Annotated in this window: 15 protein-coding genes; 10 read left to right on the top strand and 5 right to left on the bottom strand. The window is 67.7% G+C overall.

Annotation, left to right across the window (positions count from 1 at the left end):
- The first annotated feature begins 7 nt into the window (after positions 1-7).
- The 4 genes from AC1RQK_RS21745 (at position 8) to AC1RQK_RS21730 (ending at position 7,297) form a co-directional block, all read left to right on the top strand.
- Positions 8-3,235, top strand: coding sequence for a bifunctional diguanylate cyclase/phosphodiesterase (locus AC1RQK_RS21745; RefSeq protein ID WP_492811081.1), 3,228 nt, complete (start codon positions 8-10; stop codon positions 3,233-3,235).
- A 115-nt stretch (positions 3,236-3,350) separates the two neighbouring features.
- Positions 3,351-4,451, top strand: a complete 1,101-nt coding sequence (locus AC1RQK_RS21740) for a putative 2-aminoethylphosphonate ABC transporter ATP-binding protein (protein WP_492371947.1) — start codon at positions 3,351-3,353, stop codon at positions 4,449-4,451.
- Complete coding sequence (locus tag AC1RQK_RS21735) at positions 4,448-6,193, top strand: putative 2-aminoethylphosphonate ABC transporter permease subunit (protein ID WP_492811078.1); 1,746 nt, start codon at positions 4,448-4,450, stop codon at positions 6,191-6,193. Before AC1RQK_RS21740 ends, AC1RQK_RS21735 begins: the two co-directional genes overlap by 4 nt.
- Before the next feature lie 84 nt (positions 6,194-6,277).
- Positions 6,278-7,297, top strand: coding sequence for a putative 2-aminoethylphosphonate ABC transporter substrate-binding protein (locus AC1RQK_RS21730; protein WP_492371949.1), 1,020 nt, complete (start codon positions 6,278-6,280; stop codon positions 7,295-7,297).
- 319 nt (positions 7,298-7,616) lie between these two features.
- Here the strand turns inward: AC1RQK_RS21730 and AC1RQK_RS21725 are convergent, their stop codons facing one another.
- On the bottom strand, positions 7,617-7,934 hold the full coding sequence (locus tag AC1RQK_RS21725; RefSeq protein WP_150985106.1) for a PadR family transcriptional regulator: 318 nt from the start codon (positions 7,932-7,934) through the stop codon (positions 7,617-7,619).
- Between the two features lie 353 nt (positions 7,935-8,287).
- Here AC1RQK_RS21725 and AC1RQK_RS21720 point away from each other — a divergent pair, with 353 nt between their 5' ends.
- Positions 8,288-9,214 (top strand): DMT family transporter, encoded by a 927-nt coding sequence (locus AC1RQK_RS21720; protein WP_492371950.1) that lies wholly within the window; start codon positions 8,288-8,290, stop codon positions 9,212-9,214.
- Positions 9,215-9,276: 62 nt separating this feature from the next.
- Here AC1RQK_RS21720 and AC1RQK_RS21715 read toward each other — a convergent pair whose 3' ends face one another.
- The 4 genes from AC1RQK_RS21715 to AC1RQK_RS21700 all read right to left on the bottom strand — a co-directional run bounded on the left by AC1RQK_RS21715 (position 9,277) and on the right by AC1RQK_RS21700 (position 13,313).
- On the bottom strand, positions 9,277-10,074 hold the full coding sequence (locus tag AC1RQK_RS21715) for a MipA/OmpV family protein (protein WP_492371951.1): 798 nt from the start codon (positions 10,072-10,074) through the stop codon (positions 9,277-9,279).
- Positions 10,075-10,235: 161 nt separating this feature from the next.
- Positions 10,236-10,514 (bottom strand): hypothetical protein, encoded by a 279-nt coding sequence (locus tag AC1RQK_RS21710; RefSeq protein ID WP_492375640.1) that lies wholly within the window; start codon positions 10,512-10,514, stop codon positions 10,236-10,238.
- A 92-nt stretch (positions 10,515-10,606) separates the two neighbouring features.
- The gene (gene fur / locus AC1RQK_RS21705) at positions 10,607-11,053 is read right to left on the bottom strand and encodes a ferric iron uptake transcriptional regulator (protein ID WP_492811074.1); all 447 of its coding nucleotides are present in this window, start codon (positions 11,051-11,053) and stop codon (positions 10,607-10,609) included.
- 703 nt (positions 11,054-11,756) lie between these two features.
- A complete protein-coding gene (locus tag AC1RQK_RS21700) occupies positions 11,757-13,313 on the bottom strand; it encodes a methyl-accepting chemotaxis protein (protein WP_492375638.1) in 1,557 nt (518 codons plus the stop codon).
- Between the two features lie 398 nt (positions 13,314-13,711).
- On the opposite strand from AC1RQK_RS21700, the gene AC1RQK_RS21695 reads away from it, so the two are divergent.
- From AC1RQK_RS21695 to AC1RQK_RS21675, 5 genes are all read left to right on the top strand, one after another.
- On the top strand, positions 13,712-14,347 hold the full coding sequence (locus AC1RQK_RS21695; RefSeq protein ID WP_492375637.1) for a PepSY-associated TM helix domain-containing protein: 636 nt from the start codon (positions 13,712-13,714) through the stop codon (positions 14,345-14,347).
- A 63-nt stretch (positions 14,348-14,410) separates the two neighbouring features.
- Complete coding sequence (locus AC1RQK_RS21690) at positions 14,411-14,935, top strand: DUF2271 domain-containing protein (RefSeq protein ID WP_150985118.1); 525 nt, start codon at positions 14,411-14,413, stop codon at positions 14,933-14,935.
- A 65-nt stretch (positions 14,936-15,000) separates the two neighbouring features.
- A complete protein-coding gene (locus AC1RQK_RS21685; protein ID WP_492811179.1) occupies positions 15,001-15,825 on the top strand; it encodes a DUF4198 domain-containing protein in 825 nt (274 codons plus the stop codon).
- A gap of 123 nt (positions 15,826-15,948) precedes the next feature.
- Positions 15,949-16,956, top strand: a complete 1,008-nt coding sequence (locus tag AC1RQK_RS21680; protein ID WP_492811070.1) for an FAD:protein FMN transferase — start codon at positions 15,949-15,951, stop codon at positions 16,954-16,956.
- A 191-nt stretch (positions 16,957-17,147) separates the two neighbouring features.
- Complete coding sequence (locus AC1RQK_RS21675) at positions 17,148-18,659, top strand: sulfite reductase subunit alpha (RefSeq protein WP_492811177.1); 1,512 nt, start codon at positions 17,148-17,150, stop codon at positions 18,657-18,659.
- Positions 18,660-18,676: the final 17 nt, after the last annotated feature.

Genomic DNA, 18,676 nt, shown 5'->3' with positions numbered 1-18,676 from the left:
CCAAGTCATGAAACTGCCCTCAATTTCGCCAGTCCTGCTGTCCCTGCTGGTCGCCGCGGCCGGCGCCCTGGCGACTGGCGGCGCCTGGCGTGGCATGCATACGCTCGAGCGCGAGGTGGCGCGGGGCGATTTCGAGGCGGTGTTCTCGCCGGTCTTCTCCGCCTTGCAACGGCGCCTGCTGGACAACGAGCAGCTGCTGCGCGGCACCACCGGGCTGTTCGCCGCCGATCCCGCCCTCACCCGCGAGCAGTGGCGCAACTACCTGTACACCACCCAGCTGGATGACCTGCCGCCCGGCACGCATTCGATCGGTTATGCGCGCCTGACCCCGCCACGGGAGCTCGACTGGCTGGTGGAGACGATGCGCCGCGAGGGCCAGCCCGGATTCGAGGTCTACCCGCTGGGCCCGCGCGACGTGTACGCGCCGGTTGTGTATGTCGAGCCCTTCGCCGGGCGCATCACGCGGGCGCTTGGCTTTGACATCATGTCCGATCCCGTGCGCCGCGCTGCCGCCGAGGCTGCCCGCGATAGCGGCGAGGCGCGCCTGAGCGGCGGCGTGGAACTCACGCGGGAGAGCGAAACGCAGGCGCCGCAGCGTGGCGCGGTGCTGTACCTGCCGGTGTACGGCAGTGGCCTGCCGCTGAACACCCCTACCCAGCGGCAGCTGGCCGTGACCGGCTATGTCTATACCTCGCTGCGCCTGGAAGACCTGCTGCGCGGGGTCAGCCTGCCCGCGGCCGGCACCTTGTCGCTGCTGCTTTATGAAGGACGCGACATCAAGCCCGGCGCGCTCCTGGCCGGTGACGCCGAGCCCTTGCCGGCTGGCGCGCCGGTCCTCGCGCCATTGCTGCAGGCCGAACGCGAGCTGACCTATGGCGGCAGGGTCTGGACCTTGCGCGCCACCACCACGCCGGCCTTCGAATCGGCGCATCGCCCGCGACGCTCCATGCTGGTACTGGCGCTCGGCACGGCAGGCACGCTGCTGCTAGCCTGGATTGTGTTTGGCCTGGCACGCCAGCGGCGCAGGGCGTGGCAGCTCGCGGCGCGGGCGCGCCAGAGCCGGCAGGCGGATGGCGCCCTGCAGCGCGCGGGCCTGGCCAGCGCCAGCGATGCCTTCCTGGTATGCGATGCCGGCGGCCGTGTCCAGATCGCCAGCGCGGCGGCCACAGGGCTGTTCGGCAAGGCGCCGGACCAGTTCCCCGGCACCATCATCGCTACCTTGCTGCCCGATGCCGCCACGCTGGCCGCGACGGCGCTGGAGGGGCGGCTGGAGAGCCACGCCCGCAGGTCCGACGGCACCATCATCCCCGTGCGCGTGGCGGTGGCGCCGGTGCCTGCTGCCGGGCCCGGCCGGGTGCTGTGGGTAGTGACCGACCTGAGCGCCATCCGCCGCGCCGAACTGGCGGCCGCCGATGCGGCAGAGCGCAGCGCGCGCGTGCTCGATCACACCGCGCTGTGCGTCATCACTTTCGACCGCAACGGCACGGTGACCGGCATCAACCGCGCCGGCCAGCGCATGCTGTGGTACCAGGCCAGCGAGGTGGCCGCAGGCATGCGCTATCTGGACTTCCTCGATCCCAAGGAGGTTGCGGCGCGCGCTGCCGTGCTCACCAACGAGCTGGGCGAGCCGGTGGCGCCGGGCCTGGCCGCCGTGGTCGGCAAGGCCCGGCACGGGCTGACCGACGAACAGGAGTGGACCTATGTCCGCAAGGGCGGCTCGCGCCTGCCGGTGCAACTGACGCTGACCGCGCTGCCCGAGGCGCACCTGCCCGGCGGCACGGGGAACCCGCCGGCCCCGGCCTTTGCTGGCGAGGCCGGCAACGGTGGCCTGGATGCCGGCGGCTATCTCGCCATCGCGCATGACCTGACGGAGCGCAAGCGTGCGGACGAATACATCCGGCACCTGGCGCATCACGACGCGCTTACGGGCCTGCCCAACCGCGCCCAACTGCATGCGCGCACGGAACTGGTGCTGCAGCGCGCGCTGCGCAAGGGCGAGCGCATCGCGCTGCTGTTGCTCGATCTCGACCAGTTCAAGCGCATCAACGAATCGCTCGGCCACCACATCGGCGATGAGGTGCTGCGTATCGTGGCCGATCGCCTCAAGGCCGCGGTGCGCCACGCCGACCTGGTTGCCCGCATGGGCGGCGACGAGTTCGTGGTGGTGCTCGACCCGTTGAGCCAGGACAGCGAGGCCGAGCTGGTCGCCGCCAAGATCCTGGCCCGCCTGTCGGAAGACCTGCAGCTAGGCAACCAGCGCCTGCGCGTGACGCCCTCGATCGGCATGGTGCTGTGCCCCGACGACGGCGACAACCTGGCCGACCTGCTCAGGAACGCCGATGCCGCCATGTACGCGGCCAAGCGCCGCGGCGGTGCGCAGCTCAGCCGCTTCTCCAGCGAGATGGCCGAGGCATCCATGGCGCGTTTCACCATCGAGGGGCTGCTGCGGCGCGCGCTGGCCACGCAGGCGTTCAAGCTGCGCTACCAGCCCATCGTCGACACGGCCACCTTGCGCATTGCCGGCGTGGAAGCGCTCATTCAATGGGAAACGCCCGAGCGCGGCGTGATCCCGCCAACCGAGTTCATCCCGATTGCCGAGCAAAGCGGCCTGATCATGCCGCTGGGCGAGTGGATCCTGGCCACGGCCTGCCGCGAGATCCAGCACCTGCGCAGCGAGCTTGGCGTGGAGCTGGATGTGGCGGTGAATATCTCGCCGCTGCAACTGCGCCAGGAAGGGTTTCCCGCTATGGTCACGCAATGCCTGGCGGCCGCCGGGCTGCCGGCTTCGAGCCTCACCATCGAGGTGACGGAGGGCATCCTGATCGAGGGCGGGAGCAAGACCATCGACACCTTCGAGCGCGTGCGCGCGCTCGGCGTGGGATTGTCGATCGACGATTTCGGCACGGGCTATTCGGGCTTGAGCTACCTGACGCGGCTGCCGATCGACAAGCTGAAGATCGACAAAGCCTTCGTCGACGACGTCGCGCACGATGAACATCACCAGGCCGTGGCGGCCGCCATCATCACCCTTGGCCACCAGCTCCACCTGCAGGTGGTGGCCGAAGGCGTGGAGTCGCCCGCGCAGTTCGCCTTCCTGCGCGAACACGGCTGCGATGCCGTGCAGGGCTACCTGTTCTGCCAGGCGGTGCCGCTGGCCGGCCTGATGGAGATCTGCGCGGCAGGCGGTGAAGCGACCATGCAGGCCTGGGCGCAACGGGTGCCGGCCGCGGATTGAGCCGCATCCCCAAAATCCGCCGATACCTGCATCGGGATTCTTTGCCCAACTGCCACACGGCTGGCATGCGCCGCTCCTATGCTGCCCGCTGTTATCAAAGCGCAGAGGGTTGTCCATGCAAGCAGGTGAGTCCGCGCCGGGCCGCGCGTTCCTGGCGGTCGAGCAGGTAGGCAAGCGTTTCGGAGGGGCGGGAGGGTTCCAGGCGCTGGACGGCGTTTCGCTGTCGGTGGCGCAGGGGGAACTGCTGTGCCTGCTGGGCCCTTCGGGTTGCGGCAAGACCACTTTGCTGCGCATCATCGCGGGGCTGGAGCGCGAGGACACGGGCCGTATCCACGCCGGCGGGCGCGAGCTGACAGGCTTGCCACCGCAGGCGCGCGACTACGGCATCCTGTTCCAGTCCTATGCGCTGTTTCCCAATCTGCCGGTAGCCCAGAACGTGGCCTACGGCTTGCAGGGCCGGGGCATGGGACGTGCGCATCGCGAAGCCCGCGTCGCGGAAATGCTGTCGCTGGTAGGCCTGGCGGGCAGCGAGCGCAAGTTCCCCGGCCAGCTCTCGGGCGGCCAGCAGCAGCGCGTGGCACTGGCGCGCGCGCTGGCGCCGGCACCGTCGCTGCTGCTGCTCGATGAGCCGATGTCGGCACTCGATGCGAGGGTGCGCGAGCATCTGAGGCTGGAGTTGCGCCAGTTGCAGCGGCGCTTGAACGTCACTACCGTCATGGTCACGCACGACCAGGATGAAGCCATGGCGATGGCGGACCGCATCGCCGTGATGGAGGGCGGGCGCATCGCGCAGGTCGGCACGCCCGGCGAGATCTACGAGCGCCCGGCCTCGGCCTTCGTGGCCGAATTCATCGGTCAGGCCAACTGGCTGGATGGCCGGCTCAGCGGGCGCGATACCTTCAGCGTGGGCGAGCTCGACCTGGCCGTGTCCCCGGCCCGCGCCGGCGAGGTGGCCGAAGGCGCAGCCCGGCTGTGCTGCCGCCCGGAAGCCATCCGGCTGCACCCCGTGGAAGGCGAGCCCAACCGCCTGCTGGCGCGCATTGTCGACCAGACCTATCTGGGCAGCCGCTATCGCCTGATGCTGGAGGCCGACCGCCTGCCGGGCCACACGCTGTTTGCCGACGTACTGCGCGAGGAGCGCCACCTGCTGCCGGCGCCGGGCAGCCACAAGTTCTGGGTGTCGCTGCCCAGCCAGGCGCTGCAGGTGTTCGCATGACGCGCGCATTGCCCGTGGCCGGGGCGAAGGCCGATCGCGATGCCACTGTCAGGCGCGGGCGTGGCGCCGGCAGCGCGGCGGACCGCATCGCGCATGCCGCGCCCGCTGCGATGAAGTGGCTCTGGCTTGCCGGGCTGGCCGTGGCGCTGGTACTGCCGCTGCTGGCGCTGTTTGGCCAGGCATGGTTCGATGAAGCCGGGCGCTGGGCCTTGCCTGCGCGCGTGGCCGAGATGGTCGCCAACGCGAATTTCCTGCCGCTGCTGGGCCGCAGCGTGGCCGTCTCGCTGACCGTGGCCGCGCTGGTGGTGCCGCTGGCCTTTGGCTTTGCCTACGCGCTGCAACGCTCCCGTATCGCGTTCAAGCCGCTCTGGCGGGGCATTGCGCTGCTGCCGCTGTTCGCCCCTTCGCTGCTGCCGGGCATCGCGCTGGTTTACCTGTTCGGCAACCAGGGCGTCTTCAAGGGGGCATTCGGCGCAGGCGGCATCTATGGTTTCTGGGGCATCGTGCTGGGCGAGGCCTTCTATACGTTTCCCCATGCGCTGATGGTGCTGATGGCCGCGCTCTCGCTGGCCGACGCGCGCCTGTACGAGGCCGCGCGCGCCATGGGGGCCTCCGCCTGGCGCACCTTCCTCACGGTGACGCTTCCGGGTGCGCGGCACGGCCTGTTTGGCGCGGCGTGCCTGGTGTTTACGCTGGTGGTGACGGATTTCGGCGTGCCCAAGGTGGTGGGCGGCGGCTATCCGGTGCTGGCGCTGGAAGCCTACAAGGCCGTGGTGGGGCAACAGCAGTTCGCGCGCGGCGCGCTGATCGGCATGCTGCTGCTGTTGCCGGCGCTGCTGACGTTCGGCGTGGACATCGCCATGCAGCGCCGGCAACGCGCGCAGATGTCGAGCCGTGCCCAGGTCTATGTGCCGGGCCGCGACGGGCTGCGCGACACGTGTTGCACGCTGGTGGTGACGGTGATCGGCGCCGCCTTGCTGATCATGCTGGCGGCGGCGGTGGGCGCTTCGCTGGTCAAGCTGTGGCCGTACAACCTGCAGCTCACGCTGGCGCATTACGACTTCGACAATATGGATGGCGGCGGCTGGCTGGCCTACCGCAACAGCTTGCGCCTGGCCGCGCTGAGCGCACTGGCCGGCACGCTGGCGATCTTCTTCGGCGCGTGGCTGACCGAGCGCACGCGCGGGCCGGCGTGGTTGCATGGCGTGCTGCGCGCCGGCTTTGTGTTGCCGATGGCGGTGCCCGGGCTGGTACTCGGGCTGGGCTATGTGTTCTTCTTCAACGCGCCCTCCAATCCGCTGCACGGGCTCTACGGCACCATGACGCTGCTGGTGATCTGCAACGTGGCCCACTTCTACACCACCGGCCACCTTACCGCCGCCGCCGCGCTGCGCCAGCTCGATGCCGAGTTCGAGGCCGCCGCGCTGTCGCTGGGCGTGGCGCCGCTGGTCACCTGCTGGCGGGTGACGGTGCCGATCTGCCTGCCCGCGCTGATCGATATCTTCCGCTACCTGTTTGTCTCGGCCATGACCACGGTATCCGCGGTGATCTTCCTCTATAGCCCCGATACCGTGCTGGCCGCGATCTCGGTGCTGAACATGGATGATGCCGGCGACACCGCGCCAGCCGCGGCCATGTCCACGCTGATCCTGCTGACCTCGGCGCTGGCCTGCCTGCTGCTGATGGGCGCCGCGCGCGGCTGGCTGCGCCGCACGCAAGCCTGGCGCGCGCCGGCGCCTTGATTTGCCGTCGCTAACCAGCGCCGGCGCCGCGATACGCATTTCACGACCCGAACTTCACGACACGCCTTCCACCAAGGAGAAACCATGACTCACCTGTTCCGCACCGCCACCGCCGTGGCCGCCTTCGCGCTGCTGGCCGGCGCCGCCCATGCCAATACCGTGCTGACGGTTTACACCGCGCTGGAGGCTGACCAGATCGCCGCCTACAAGGCCGCGTTCGAGAAGGCCAACCCGGACATCGAGATCAAGTGGGTGCGCGATTCCACCGGCATCGTGACCGCCAAGCTGCTGGCCGAGAAGGCCGCGCCGCGCGCGGACGCGGTGTGGGGCCTGGCCGGTTCCAGCCTCGCCATCCTCGACAAGGAAGGCATGCTGCAGCCGTACGCGCCGAAGAACCTGGCGGCGGTGGACGCGCAATACCGCAGCGCCGCCAATCCGCCGGCATGGGTTGGCATGGACGTATGGGGCGCGGCAATCTGCTTTAACACCATCGAGGCGCAAAAGCAGGGCTTGCCCAAGCCCACGTCGTGGGCCGACCTGGCCAAGCCGGTATACGCGGGCAAGATCGTCATGCCGCATCCTGCGTCGTCGGGCACCGGCTACCTGGACGTGAGCGCCTGGCTGCAGATGATGGGCGAGCAAAAGGGCTGGTCCTACATGGACGCCCTGCACAAGAACATCGGCCTGTATACGCACTCCGGCTCCAAGCCCTGCAAGATGGCGGCGCAAGGCGAGTTCCCGATCGGCATCGCGTTTGAATACCGTGCGATGAAGTCCAAGAAGGAAGGCGCGCCGATCGACATCGTGCTGCCGTCCGAAGGGCTGGGCTGGGACATCGAGGCCACCGCGATCATCAAGGGCACCAAGAACCTGGATGCGGCGCGCAAGCTGGCCGACTTCTCCGCTTCGTCCGACGCCATGGCGCTGTACGAGAAGAACTTCGCGGTGCTGGCCATCCCGGGCATCGCCAAGCCGGATCCGCTGCTGCCGGCCGACTACGAGAAGCGCCTGATCAAGAATGACTTCACGTGGGCCAGCGCCAACCGGGACCGCATTCTCGCCGAGTGGAGCAAGCGCTACGAAGGCAAGGCCGAGAAGAAGTAAATCAGTAAAGAAGCAAAGAAGTAAAACCTGGCGATCAGCGTCAGCCGGTAAGCCCGGGCAAGCGGTGCGCAATCCAGCGCGTACGGCTTGCCCGGGCGCTTTCATTGATGCAAAGCATGGTGGTCCACGCAGAAACGGGTACGTTATTCGTCGCATGACGAGTTGCGGCAAAACGACCCCGTTTGGACGTTTTGGGTGGGCAGCGTGCGGGGGATTGTGAGGAGAGGCGAGGGCGTGAGTGTGGACTCACGCTGCCCCGGCGCGAGCGCCGCCGGGGCGCTGCGCAAAAGCGGCCAAGCCTGGCCGCCCGTGCTGGCAATCAACCGTGGGACGCTTCCGAGGGATCGTTGCGCGAGTGCAGCCGGCGATACAAGTCGTCAACATGGCTGCGGCTGCTGCGCAGCTCTTCCCGGCCACGTTCCGTGATCAGGTAGACACGCCCGATGCCGTCACGCAGGACGCTTTCCATGTAGCCTTCCATCTGCAAGGCGCGCAGCAAGGGACGGACGGTGCCAATATCCACCTGGAACCCGTACTCCATCAGCATTTCGGCGAGCATGGCCACGGTGGCCGGCACCTCGACGGCAAATTGGAGGACGTAAATGCGGGCTAGCAAGCCAAGGAACTGTCGTTTCATGACGCTGCAAACGCGTCATCTCCCATTGCGGTTGACGTTGATTTATAGTTGTGAACCGTGCGCCGCAAAAAAAAGAAGCCGCCACGTAAGTGGCGGCTTGTCGGGAATGCGTCGGAGGGGTCAATTAACTCTGGCGCAGATCAGATTTTAAAATAACTAAACACGACTTGTCACGCAACTCATGTGACTGCCCCCTCGTCAGTAGGGTGTCAGTGTGGCGATTCCTCCAAAAAGCGAATTAAAACGCACTTTTCAGCGGTAATCTGGGACAGGGAGATCTCCGAAACCAGCTTGCGGCCACACTGGCACCGGGGTTTAATCCGGGCACGCCATCCTCGTTTTCTCTCCCCACCATGAAACCCACCGACCTGATCCGCCTGCTCAGCCTTGCCGCCATCTGGGGCGCCAGTTTCCTGTTCCTGCGGATCAGCGCGCCGGTGCTTGGTCCCCTGACCGCCGCCTTTCTGCGGGTACTGATCGGGGCGCTGACGCTCGTGGCCTGCCTGGCGATGATGCGCGTGCGCTGGAACATGCGCGGCAAGTGGCGGCAGGTCATGGTGCTGGGCGTGATCAACTCCGGCATCCCATTCGCCATGTACTCGTTCGCCGCGCTGTGGCTACCGGCCGGCTACTCCGCCGTGTTCAACGCCATGACGCCGCTGATGGGCGTGTTGATCGGCGCGCTGTGCTTTAGCGAGCGCCTGACGCTGGCCAAGGCCGGCGGCGTCGTCCTCGGCGTTGCCGGTGTCGCGGTGCTGACCCGCACCGGGCCGGTAGCGTTCTCGCCCCAGGTGCTGCTCGGCGCCGCCGCCTGCCTGGTGGCGACCGCATGCTACGGTCTGGCGGGCTTCCTCGCGCGGCGCTGGATCACCGCGCAGGGCGGTCTGGACGCGCGCCTGGTGGCAACGGGCAGCATGGTTGGCGCCACCCTGTTCCTGCTGCCGTTCAGCGCGGTTGCACTGATGCGCGAAAACACGCTGCCGGCCGCCGGCCCAGGCGTATGGATGGCGATGCTGGGGGTGGGGATGCTTTGCACGGCGATTGCGTACATCCTGTACTACCGGCTGATTGCCGACCTGGGCCCGGTTCGCTCGCTGACCGTGACCTTCCTGATCCCGCCGTTCGGCATCGTCTGGGGCGCCATCTTCCTTGGCGAGCAATTGTCGTGGGCACACGCCGCCGGCGGAGCGCTGATCGGGATGGCCGTCTGGCTGGTGCTGCGGCCCGCGGCCCCGGCTGCCAGCGCGAATGTGGTGGCGCCGGGGCCGGGCCGGCCCTGACGGCGAAAGGCTCGGCCATCCCGCTCATCTAGCCCACCTCGCGCCACCTGTGCTCCCCGCGCTTAGCGGAACCGGTAGGTCACGGCCCCCATGGTGGTCCATTGCTGGCGCCGCTCGGTGATCGGGCTGCTGGCCGCATCGCCCTGCAGCCGGGCAAAGGTCACGGAGGCCAGCGCGGACCAGTTGCGCGAGATCTCGTAGGTGACGATGCCATTCGCATGCCACTCGCGCAGGCCAGCACCCACGGCATGCGTCTGCAGGCCGGAACGCGCGCTTTGCTCCGCCGTGACGCCGAAGAACGTCTGCATGTACTTGCTGTTGGTCCAGGTCACCCCTGGCCCCAATGTGAATAGCCACTTACCGGCTGGCAGGCTGAACAGCACATCGCCATTCGCAATCAAGCCCTGGCCCTGGCCAGCGATATCCTGCGCCACATCCGCCGAGAACGTTACGAACGACACCTGCGCCTGCGCGAATGCGCGCGCCCGCATGGTCATGTTGACGTCGCCCAGGCCCCTGAGCCGGCTGTCATTCTTGCTTTTGCGCCAGGTCGGGTCGAACTGGAAGTCGGCGCCGATCTGCCAGATATCGTTGTTGACCGCGTAGACCCCTAGCAGGTCGAAGCCGCGCGAGAAGAAGCGGCCGCCGTAGTCGATGTCCTGGTAGATGATCGGATAAACAAGCGTGCTGCGGGAGCCGGGGAAATCCGGCGCGGCGTACACGCCCGGGCCGGCCGAGATCTTCCAGTTACTGGCGGGCGCGGTGGTGGCCGGCGCGTCAGGCGCTGCCCAGGCGGCTGTGGCGCCCAGGGTGAGGGCTAGAGCCAGAAGTGCGCGGCGGGGCGCGAAGGGGATGGGCATTTGGACGCGGAGCGGGTTTGAGTGGGGCCGCGCTGCGCGCGGGGGCTAGCGGGGGATTTTAACTGGAGGGGGAGGGGGTGGGGGGATTTGGCAGGGTGGAAAACGCTCACCCATGTGCCTGCACTCAAGTGCCACCTGCTTGTGTGAACTGTGCCGGGGGCTCAAGCCAGGCTCAAGCCCGGTTCGCCCATGTTCATCCGCTCCACATTGAAGCGCTCCCTGACCATCACGACTACCCGGCGTGCCAGTGGCAAGCTCCGCATCGCTTCTTCGTCGCTCGTCCCGGGGAAATCGACCTCCGCGCTCCAGTTGCACCCGGTGTGGTCCGGCCGGTGCACGCACACGGCGTGCAGCTGGCAGCCCTGGCAGCCGGGTTGCGCATGCAGGCAATCGTTCAGCAGGCGCTTGAGTTCGGTCAGGGGCTTGGTCTGGCGATCCATGATGGACTCCGGTTGCGCACCCGTGCCCGCGACGGGCGGGGACGGGCGAGGCCGTGGTTCCGACAATGGGGGGCGGTGGAACGAGGGCCGTATCAGTTGATGGATTTGTCGGCTCGGCATCCTGGGCAAAGGCCGTATAGCACCAGCATGTGCTCGCGCAGCACGAAGGCATTGGCGCTTGCCACTTCGCGCTGGCGGATTTCGATGGCTTCGTCGCGGAATTCTTCCACGCGGCCGCAGGCCACGCAGATCAGGTGGTCGTGGTGGCCACCTTCGTTGAGTTCGAACACTGCGTGATCGGCTTCGAAGCTGTGGCGCAGCAGGATGTTGGCCTGCACCAGCTGGTTGAGCACGCGGTAGATCGTCGACAAGCCGGCATCGACTTCCTGTGCCAGCAGGATGCGGTAGACGTCTTCGGCGCTGAGGTGGCGCCGTGGGCTGGCACGGAAAACTTCCAGCACGCGAACGCGCGGTGACGTTGCCTTGAGTCCGGCACGCTTGAGGTCAATGGGTTCGGTACTGTTGGGAGGCATCAGCATGCTGCGGCTTAGCGCCCGCACGGGGCGCATCAATCGGAAATGAAGGTGTCTGGGCCGGCTGCGCCATCACGCGCATTGGGCGGACGTTCGCGATTCCAACCGTAGGCGTGCAGCGGGCGGCGTCCTGCAAGGAAGGCCGCCCGCTGCTGCGAGCCGTGGCGCACGGCTCGCGGAATAAAAAAATGGCTTGGCTTGTCGGCCGAAGAGGCGATCGGGAAAGCGGGGTCTGGTTGCTTTCCCGATCCTCCGGTGACTGGCTACTGCCAAACGCTCCGCGGTACGGAGCGGTCCCCACAAAAGACGGTGATGGATGCCGCGTTGCGACATCTCAAAATTCTTGTTGCCGCGGACTTGCCGCTGGCCTTGCTGTGTTCTGGTGCCTGGCGCCAGGCCAAGCTTGTCTTGCTTCCTTGCTTCCTTGCTTCCTTGCTCGCCTGCGTCAGTCAGTGAGGCAATAGTAAATGGGAATTAATCTCATTACAAGGAAAATTTTCAACTTATTTCGGAAGGGCTTTGCGGATGGCGCGGCCACCAGTTGCGCGCAAGCGCGGGAGGAAACGCAGGGAGGAGCGCGGAAAAAGAAAACGTGCGCCGGGCAAGCGGGGAAAGTCCCCGGCGCACGCGAAGCGCGCAGTCAAGCGCGCGATGGCGGCGCCCGGCGTGCCGAGCCCGGGGCGCCGCTGGTTACCGCCCTATGCGGATCTCACGCGCCCGCCAGCCGGAACGTGCCAACGGCGCGGTGCAGCGCATCGGCCTGGTCTTCGAGGGAGGCGGCCGCGGCGGCTGCCTGCTCCACCAGCGCGGCGTTCTGCTGCGCCATCTGGTCCATCTGCGTCACGGCCTGGTTGACCTGCTCGATGCCGCCGGTCTGCTCTTCGGTGGCGGCGCGCATCTCGCCCATCAGGTCGGTCACGCGCTTGACCGCTTCCACGATCTCGTCCATCGCTTGCCCGGCGGTTTCCACCAGCGCCGAGCCATCATCCACCCGCTGCGCGGAGTTGCCGATCAAGGCCTTGATCTCCTTGGCGGCGGTAGCGCTGCGCTGCGCCAGGCTGCGTACCTCGCCGGCCACCACCGCGAAGCCGCGGCCCTGGTCGCCCGCGCGGGCGGCTTCCACCGCCGCGTTGAGCGCCAGGATATTGGTCTGGAAGGCGATGCCTTCGATTACGCCGATGATGTCGACCACCTTGCCCGAGGCGGCCTTGATCTCGCCCATGGTGTTGACCACCTTGCCCACGATGACGCCGCCGCGCACCGCGATCTCCGATGCGCCCTCGGCCAGGCGGCTGGCCTGGCGCGCGTTGTCGGCGCTCTGGCGCACGGTGCCGGTGAGCTGCTCCATGCTGGCCGCCGTTTGCTCCAGCGACGCCGCTTGCTCTTCGCTGCGGCGCGACAGGTCGGCGTTGCCGGTGGCGATCTCCCTGGCCGCTCCGGCGATCGAATCCGCCGAGCCGCGGATGCTGCCGATGGCGCCGGTCAGGCGGGTTTGCATCTGCTGCATGGCGAACAGCACGCTGTGGTTGTCACCGGGCGCGGTGTGCACTTCGCTGGCCAGGTCGCCTTCGGCGATGCGCGCGGCGATGCGCGAAGTCAGCGCCGGCTCTCCGCCCAGCTGTTTATGCAGGCCGTTGGCGATGCGCAGCACCACCACAGTCATCACCGTGCCGATGCCCAGCAGCAAGGCCAGCGACTTGAGCAGCGCCTGGCGGAACGCCGCGTCGATATCGTCCAGGTAGACCCCGGCGATGAAGTTCCAGTCCCACGGCTTGAAGTTCGCCACGTAGCTCAGTTTGGGCTGCGGCGCCTCGGCGCCAGGCTTGGCCCACAGGTACTGCACGTAACCCTGTCCCGCGCCTTTGCCGATCGCGGCAATATCGCGGAACAGATAAGTGCCCTTCGGGTCCTTGGTGTCTTCCATGTTCTTGCCGTTCATCTCCGGTTTGAACGGATGCATCACCACAACCGCGTTGGAATGCATCAGGGTGAAGTAGCCGTCCTCGCCAAAGCGGATGGCGCGCACGCGCTCCAGGGCCTGCTGCTTGGCCTCTTCCATCGGCATCTTGCCGCTGCGCCCCAGTGCCTCGTACGACTGGACCATGGACAGCGCGGTTTCGGTGACGTGCGCCAGGTCGAGCTTTCTCTCCGCCAGGCGCAGCTCGCGCATCTGCCAGGCGTCCCATAGCGTCAGCCCGAGCAGGCAGACCCAGCTCAGCAGCAATGGCAACAGCAATTTTTTCCTCAGGCTCAGGCGCTCCAGCATTCTCTCTCCCCTTTTTCTAGCTATGGATTTACGGCACTGCTGAGGCGATAACGGCGGCCCGGAGGACAAACTTGACGACCGCTCGCTAGGGGATTTCCTCAGGTGCAGCAAGGCTCGCAGGGGAATTTGGCAGTGGCATGCACGCAACCACACAAATGATCTTTTGGCTGCGGATGACGCTGCACTTTAAGGGGCGTTCCGAGTGTGGAGCGTGTAATGGAACGTAATGCCTGATCGCCAGCGCAAGCATTGCGATTTCAAATGAGAACCATTATCCTTTCGCTTTGCTTGCCTGGGCCGTCACCTGGCATGGGGCGCGGCACCTTCGCGCGGACGCGGCAAGCTGACCAGTGAGGCACCGGAGAAGCAGGTTGCCGGGCGCCGGAAGATCAACAGACATGACTGAAACATCGCTAGCGGCAGGCCAGCAGCGCCGGGCATTCTGGCTCAAACACCTGCATCAGTGGCACTGGATCAGTTCGGCAATGTGCCTGATCGGCATGCTGCTATTTGCCGTCACCGGCTTCACGCTCAACCACGCTGGCCAGATCGAGGCTCGCCCGCAAGTGGTCACACGCACGGCGAGCGCGCCGGCCAGCCTCACGGCGGCCTTGCGCCGGGCCACGCACGCAGACAAGGGCCCGGTGCCAGCGGCGCTGGCCAACTGGCTGTCGCAGGAACTCGATATCAACGCCCATGGCCGTGAAGCCGAGTGGCAGGCCGATGAGATCTATGTCGCATTGCCGCGCCCGGGTGGCGATGCCTGGGTCAGCGTGGCACTGGACAGCGGCGATGTGCAGTACGAGAAGACCACGCGGGGCTGGATCTCCTACCTGAACGACCTGCACAAGGGCCGCAACACCGGCCGCGCATGGAGCCTGTTCCTGGATGTGTTCGCCGCAGCCTGCCTGATCTTCAGCGTGACCGGCTTGTTCCTGCTCAAGCTGCACGCCGGAGGCCGCATGGCGACCTGGCCGCTGGTCGGGCTGGGCGTGGTGGTGCCGCTGCTGCTGGCGCTGCTGTTCATCCACTAACGATCACTAGCGATTACTAACGATCACCTGATCCCATTTACCGTTCAAAGACGAGGTCCCGTTATGCGCCGATTGCTTACCGTCACCCTTACCGGCCTGGCCGCGGCTCCATTCGCCAGCCCGGCCGTGGCGGCCGAAATGAACGTCAAGGTAGAGATCCCGCGCCTGAACGTCGCGGAATACCACCGGCCCTATGTCTCGATGTGGATCGAGCGCGCCGACCAGAGCCCGGCCGCCACGCTGGCCGTCTGGTATGACGTCAAGCACAAGGACGGCGAAGGCACCAAGTGGCTCAAGGACATGCGCCAGTGGTGGCGCAAGGCCGGGCGCGACATGCAGATGCCCGCCGACGGCATCTCCGGCGCCACGCGCGCGGCCGGAGAGCACACGCTCACTTTCACGGATGCCAAGGCGCCGCTGGGCAAGCTGCCCGCCGGCGAGTATCAGCTCGTCGTGGAAGCCGCCCGCGAGGTCGGCGGCCGCGAACTGCTGCGCGTGCCCTTTGCCTGGCCGCCGAAGGCAGCCGCTTCGGCCAAGGCCAAGGGCGAGCATGAGCTTGGCGGCGTCTCGGTCGACCTGAAGCCCTGAAGCCCTGAGCCCCGAACCGATCAACCAGCCCTGCATTCAATAGCAAGAGGAATAGGAGCATGACGATGAAGACCTTCGCCACCAAACTGTCCGTCCAGGCCGCCGCGCTGGCCCTGGCCGCGCTGATGCCGCTGGCCGCCCACGCACACCGCCAGTGGCTGCTGCCGTCGGCGACCGTGCTGTCGGGCAGCGACCCGTGGGTGACCGTCGACGCCGCCGTGTCGAACGACCTGTTCTACTTCGAGCACGTGCCGCTGCGCCTCGATAACCTCGCCGTGACCGCGCCGGACGGCGCCGCGGCCAAGGTCGAGAACGCCAGCACCGGCCGCTATCGCAGCACCTTCGACGTTCACCTGACCCAGCCCGGCACCTACAAGGTGGCCATGGTCAACCACGGCCTGTTTGCCAGCTACAAGGTGGACGGCCAGGCCAAGCGCTGGCGCGGTTCGCCCGAAGCCTTCGCCAAGGAGGTGCCGGCCGGCGCGCAGGACCTGCAGGTGACGCAGGCCGACAGCCGCCTGGAAGCCTTCGTGACGGCGGGCAAGCCCACCGCCAAGGTGCTGCAGACCACTGGCCGGGGCCTGGAGCTGGCGCCCGTGACCCACCCGAACGACCTGGTCGCCGGCGACGCCGCCAGCTTCCGCCTGTTGCTGGACGGCAAGCCCGCCGCCAACGTCAAGGTAGCCGTGGTGCCGGGCGGTATCCGCTATCGCGACCAGTTGCAGGAAATGGCGTTCACCACCGACGCCGACGGCAAGTTCAGCGTCAAGTGGCCGGCCCCGGGCATGTACTGGCTGGAAGCCGAGGTGCGCGACGACAAGGTTGCCGTCAAGGAAGCCAAGACGCGCCGCGCCAGCTATGCGGCCACGGTGGAAGTGCTGCCGCAGTAAGCGCAATGCCACGCCGGCAGGCGGCGGGGCGTGAGTCCCGTCGCCTGCGCAAGCCCTAAGCCCCCAGCGGGCTTTTTGTGTTTTCGTCATTTCCGTCTCCTGTCCGTCTCCCGTCCGTCTCATATGCAGCGTGTCCTGGTTCCCCTTTCGCTTGGTGCCGTTCCGCCCGTGCCTGCCGCGGCGTCATGCCTGTGCTGGCGGCAAGGCGAGACCATGGGCACCACATGGTCGGTGGCGTGGGCCGCATCGCCCGTGGCAGTCGATCAAGACACGCTCGACGCCGGCATCCGCGCCGTGCTGGCCGAGGTCGTCGCGCAGATGAGCAACTGGGACGAAGCCTCGGACGTGAGCCGCTTCAACCGCGCCGCGGCCGGCAGCTGGCAGGTGCTGCCAGCCGACTGCTTCACCGTGCTGAAGGCGGCGCTGCAAGTGGCGCGCGACAGTGGCGGCGCCTTTGACCCCAGCGCGGGGCCGCTGGTCGACCTGTGGGGCTTCGGCCCGGCGCCGCAGCGTGCCCAAGCGCCCGCGCTGGCGGCGCTGGAGCAGGCGCGCGCGCAATGCGCATGGCAGCGCATCGCCATCGACGAGGCCGGTAGCCGCGTGCAGCAGCCCGGCGGCATCCGGCTGGATTTCTGTGCCATCGCCAAGGGCTTTGGCGTGGATGCGGTGTCGCGCTACCTGAGCGGGCAGGGCATCGACAACCACCTGGTGGAAATCGGCGGCGAGCTGCGCGGCCATGGCGTCAAGCCCGACGGCATGCCGTGGTGGGTCGCGCTGGAAACGCCGCCGGGCGGTGGCGCGGCGGGGCACGAGACGCGGGTCGCGCTGCATGGCTTGTCGGTGGCCACCTCGGGCGACTACCGGCGTTACTTCGATAGTGGCGGTCGCCGCTATGCGCACACGCTGGACCCGCGCACGGGCTATCCGGCCAGCCACGCGCTGGCCTCCGTCACGGTGCTGCACCCGCAATGCATGATGGCCGATGCGCTGTCCACCGCGCTGACCGTGCTGGGCCCCGAGGCGGGCATGGTATTCGCCCGCCGCCATGCGCTGGCCGCGCGCTTCCTGATCCGCCGCAGCGACGGCTTCGACGAACGCTTGTCGCCGGCCTTCGAGGCCATGCTGTCATGACCACGCCTGATACCGCCTCCTCCCTGCCTATGGACCCGCCGGCCGCGGCTAGCTCGCGCCGGCAGGGCCACGAAGGCCATGCCGGCAATTCCCGCAAGCGCTTCCGCGTCATCGACGCCGTGATCCTGCTGGGCGCGCTGGCTGGCGTGGCCGGCACCGCTCTGGGCTTTCTCGCACCCAGCCGCGCGGGCATGGCCGCCGGCGTGGTAATAGCCTATGCCGGGTTCTGTGCCGCCGTGATCGGCCGGCATCGCCGGCGGCGTCCGCGCGCCGGCCAGCTATCGGAAGCCAAGGACGGCGCCACGGTCGTGGCCTACGCGAGCCAGAGCGGCTTTGCCGAGCAGCTTGCGCTGCAGACCGCGCAGGCGCTGCAGGATGCCGGCGTGCCCGCGCAGTTGCTATCGTTCGACCAGCTGGTGGCCGGGCGTCTTGCCCATTGCCGTCAGGCGCTGTTCGTGGTCAGTACCACGGGCGAGGGCGATGCGCCAGACAGCGCCTCGGGCTTTGCACGCCGCCTGACGGCCGCCGCCGGCGCAGGTGGCCTGCGCGCGCTGCGCTACGGCATCCTCGCGCTTGGCGACCGCAGCTACGCGAACTACTGCGCCTTCGGCCACGCGCTGTCGGCATGGATGCAGCGCCAGCATGCGCAGGCGCTCTTCGACATGGTGGAAGTGGACAATGGCGATGCCGGGGCCCTGCGCCACTGGCAGAACCATCTCAGCGCACTCGCCGGCGGCGCCGAAATCGCCGACTGGGAAATGCCCCGCTACGCCGACTGGCGCCTGCACGAGCGCAGACTGCTCAATCCGGGCAGCCCGGGCGCACCAGCCTTCCACCTTGCGCTGGTGCCGGCCACAGTGGGCGGGGGCGCGCCGTCGTGGCAGGCCGGCGACATCGCCGAGATCGGCCCGTGTCTTGCGCCGTCCGAGGTGGCGCGTGTGCTGGCAAAGCTCTCGCTGGACGGCGACACCGCTGTGCGCTGCGATGGCGCATCCACCACGCTGGCGCAGGCGCTCGCCACGCGCATCGTCCTGCCCGATCCGCATCTGGCAGCACTGGCCGGCGTCACGCCGCAACGGCTGGTGGATACGCTGCCGCTGTTGCCGCACCGCGAGTATTCGATTGCCTCGCTGCCGGGCGACGGGCAACTGGATTTGCTGGTGCGCCAGACGCGCCATGACGATGGCCGGCTCGGCCTGGCATCCGGCTGGCTCACCGCGCATGCGGAGCCAGGCGCGGGCATCGCCCTGCGCATCCGCACCAATCGCGGCTTTCATCCGCCTGCGGATGATCGCCCGCTGATCCTGATCGGCAACGGCACCGGCCTGGCCGGCCTGCGCGCGCACCTGAAAGCCCGCGCCGCGGCCGGGCATCATCGCAACTGGCTGCTGTTTGGTGAGCGCACCGCGGAGCACGACGCGTTCCACCACTCTGAGCTCACCGCATGGCAGGCCAATGGCGTGCTGCAGCGGCTGGACCTGGTCTACTCGCGCGATGGCGGCTCGCTCCATTACGTGCAGGACGCCGTGCGCGCATCGGCCGACGCATTGCGAGAATGGATCGAAGCTGGCGCGGCCATCTACGTTTGCGGCAGCCTCAAAGGCATGGCCGGTGGCGTCAACGCGGCGCTGTCGGAGGTGCTGGGCGAAGAGGCCCTGCTGCGCCTTGGTGAGCAGGGCCGGTATCGGCGCGATGTCTACTGAGCCTGGCTGGAAAGCGA

The sequence above is a fragment of the Cupriavidus sp. GW822-FHT02D05 genome (assembly GCF_058802485.1).
Note: the sequence above shows the minus strand (reverse complement) of the source record. Positions and strands in the feature narration are given on the sequence as shown.